This is a genomic window from Chryseobacterium sp. VD8, assembly GCF_037149975.1.
Taxonomy (GTDB): domain Bacteria; phylum Bacteroidota; class Bacteroidia; order Flavobacteriales; family Weeksellaceae; genus Chryseobacterium; species Chryseobacterium indicum.
The window spans coordinates 1-3,281 of sequence record NZ_JBBCQL010000337.1; the positions used below are offsets into that span (position 1 = coordinate 1).

The window sequence follows — 3,281 nt, forward strand, 5'->3', positions numbered from 1 at the left end:
TTTTGCGGTCTGCCCTGATTCATACTCTTTCAAAATTGCCAAAATTTGGCTGTCTGTAAATTTACTTGTTCTCATATCCTAAAATTAATTGTTTTTTCTCGTTAATCTTAGGGTTATAAATTGTCCAGTTTTTAGGGAGACTTACACCACAACCATGATGGAGTCTCAAAAAACAGCACAGTACCCATCTGCAAAAAGGTTTAAAATCCTCGTCTTAAATTTCTAAACAATTTACTTAAGGGCACTTTAAACAATTTCTGGGCAAAATATCTTTATAAAACAATCATAATCACTAAATTTGTGAGTCTTAAAAAAAATCAAATAATAAATTACAGTATAATGTCAGACAAATCAAAAATCTATTACACCCTTACGGATGAGGCTCCCATGTTGGCTACACACTCGTTTTTACCGATTGTAAAAGCTTTCACAAAATCTGCAAACATCGAGATCGCCGTTCCGGATATTTCTTTGGCTGGAAGAATTTTAGCAAACTTCCCGGAATTTTTGAAAGACGATCAGAAGATCGGCGACGCTTTGGCTGAATTGGGTCAGCTGGCAACTCAACCTGACGCAAATATCATTAAATTACCCAACATATCCGCTTCTGTTCCACAGCTGGATGAAGCAATTGCTGAACTGCAGTCTAAAGGTTTCGCGGTACCGAATTATCCGGCTGAACCTAAAAATGACGACGAAAAAGCAATTAAGGCTAAATATGCCAAAGTTTTAGGAAGTGCCGTAAATCCTGTATTAAGAGAAGGAAATTCTGACAGACGTGCTCCAAAAGCCGTTAAAAATTACGCAAAAGCAAACCCTCACAGAATGGGCGACTGGGCTTCTGACAGCAAAACAGATGTTGCCCATATGAACTCAGGTGATTTCTACGGTACTGAGACCTCAGTAACGGTAGAGAATGCTACAAAATATAAAATCGTTTTCAAAGGAAATGACGGTTCCGAAACGCAACTGAAAGACTTAGCTAATCTTCAGGCAGGAGAAGTAATTGATTCTTCCGTAATGAATCTGAATGCTTTGAAGACTTTCGTACAGGAAGCGATTGAAGAGGCAAAAAACAGAAACGTTCTTCTTTCTGCACACCTTAAAGCAACCATGATGAAAATCTCCGATCCGATTATTTTCGGAGCCATCGTAGAAACGTTCTTCAAAGAGGTTTTCACAAAATATGCAGAGACATTCAAGTCTTTAGATGTTAATCCAAACAACGGTCTGGCTGATCTTTTCGAAAAAATCAAAGGAAATGCTCAGGAAGCAGATATTAAAGCAGATATTGAAGCGGCTCTGGCAAACGGTCCGAGAGTAGCAATGGTAAATTCTGATAAAGGAATCACGAATTTCCACGTTCCTTCAGACATCATCGTTGATGCTTCTATGGCTGCATTGGTAAGAGGAGGCGGAAAAATGTGGAACAAAGACGGAAAAGAAGAAGATACGGTTTGTATCATTCCGGATCGTTCTTACGCAGGTTTCTATCAGTCTGTTATTGATGATATGAAAGCACACGGAAAATTAGATCCTACTACAATGGGTTCTGTTCCGAACGTTGGTTTAATGGCTCAGAAAGCTGAAGAATACGGATCTCACGATAAGACATTCCAGGCTTCTGCAGAAGGAACCATCGAAGTTCAGGACAAAAACGGAAACATACTTCTTTCTCAGAAAGTTGAAAAAGGAGATATTTTCAGAATGTGCCAGACGAAAGATGCTCCGATTCAGGACTGGGTAAAATTAGCTGTTAACAGATCCAGATTATCTGATACTCCGGCTATCTTCTGGTTAGACAAAGGAAGAGCACACGACAGAGAAATCATCAAAAAAGTTGAAAAATACTTAGCAGATCACGACACTACCGGTCTTGACATTAAGATTCTTGATGTAAAAGATGCCATGACGGAAACGCTTAAGAGAGCAAGAGAAGGGAAAGATACCATTTCCGTATCCGGAAACGTATTAAGAGACTACTTAACCGATCTTTTCCCGATTCTTGAACTTGGAACGTCTGCCAAAATGCTTTCTATTGTTCCGTTAATGAACGGCGGAGGACTGTTCGAAACCGGAGCAGGAGGTTCTGCCCCAAAACACGTTGAACAGTTCATCGAAGAAGGCTATCTAAGATGGGATTCTTTAGGGGAATTCCTTGCTTTACAGGCATCTTTAGAGCATTTAGCACAAACTCAGGGAAATACAAAATCTCAGGTTTTAGCAGATGCACTGGATGAGGCTAATGCTAAATTCTTAGCTACCGATAAATCGCCTGCAAGAAAAGTGGGACAAATCGATAACAGAGGTTCTCACTTCTATCTGGCAATGTACTGGGCTGAAGCTTTGGCAAACCAGACTGCTGATGCAGAATTAGCAGCACAATTTGCTCCGATCGCAGAGGCAATGAAAGAAAATGAAGAAGTAATTAATGCTGAGTTAATAGGTGCACAGGGAAAACCACAGAACATTGACGGTTACTATAAAACAGACACATATAAAACGTATGCTGCCATGAGACCGAGTACGGTTTTAAATGAAATTATCGACGGAATTTAATTTCGTTTTTATTAAAATATTTTTTAGCCATAACCGATTGTACTTCGGTTGTGGCTAATTTTTATAGTCTGTAAAATCAGCTTGATTTGCTCAATCAAACGCTTTTCGTCGAATCCGTCGACGCTTTTCCTGCAGCGGATTTCAAAACTATTGTCTTTGGGCTAACAAGAATATATGTGAATTGCTTTGACTCAGCCTAGCTTAATCAAATGCTTTTCGTCGAATCCGTCTACGCTTTTCCTGCAGCGGATTTTATAAATTAATAACTTTGGGAAACCATAAGTTAATGTGAATTGCTTTGACTCAGCCTAGCTTAATCAAACGCTTTTCGTTGAATCCGCCTACGTTTTTCCTGCAGCGGATTTCAAAAATTATTATCTTTGGGACAGCAAAGGTTTAATGTGAATTGCTTTGACTCAGCCCTAGCTTAATCAAACGCTATTCGTCGAATCCGCCTACGCTTTTCCTGCAGCGGATTTCAAAAATTATTATCTTTGAGACAATATGAGTGTATGTGAATTGCTTTGACTCAGCCCTAGCTTAATCAAACGCTTTTCGTAGAATCCCCCACGCTCTTCCTGTAGCAGATTTTAAAAATTATTATCTTTGGGACAACGTGCGTTTATATAAATTGCTTTGACTCAGCCCTAGCTTAATCAAATGCTTTTCGTCGAATCCGCCTACGCTTTTCCTGCAGCGGATTTCAAAAATTATTATCTTTG

At 39.3% G+C, this 3,281-nt stretch carries 1 protein-coding gene; it reads left to right on the plus strand.

The window, feature by feature from the left end; all coding sequences use genetic code 11:
* Positions 1–339 precede the first annotated feature (339 nt).
* On the plus strand, positions 340–2,559 hold the full coding sequence (locus WFK35_RS21645) for an NADP-dependent isocitrate dehydrogenase (protein ID WP_336734620.1): 2,220 nt from the start codon (positions 340–342) through the stop codon (positions 2,557–2,559).
* The last annotated feature ends 722 nt before the right edge of the window (positions 2,560–3,281 follow it).

Excerpts from the sequence above, each read along its gene's own strand:
- WFK35_RS21645 (WP_336734620.1), top strand. The coding sequence starts at position 340 with ATGTCAGACAAATCAAAAATCTATTACACCCTTACGGATGAGGCTCCC.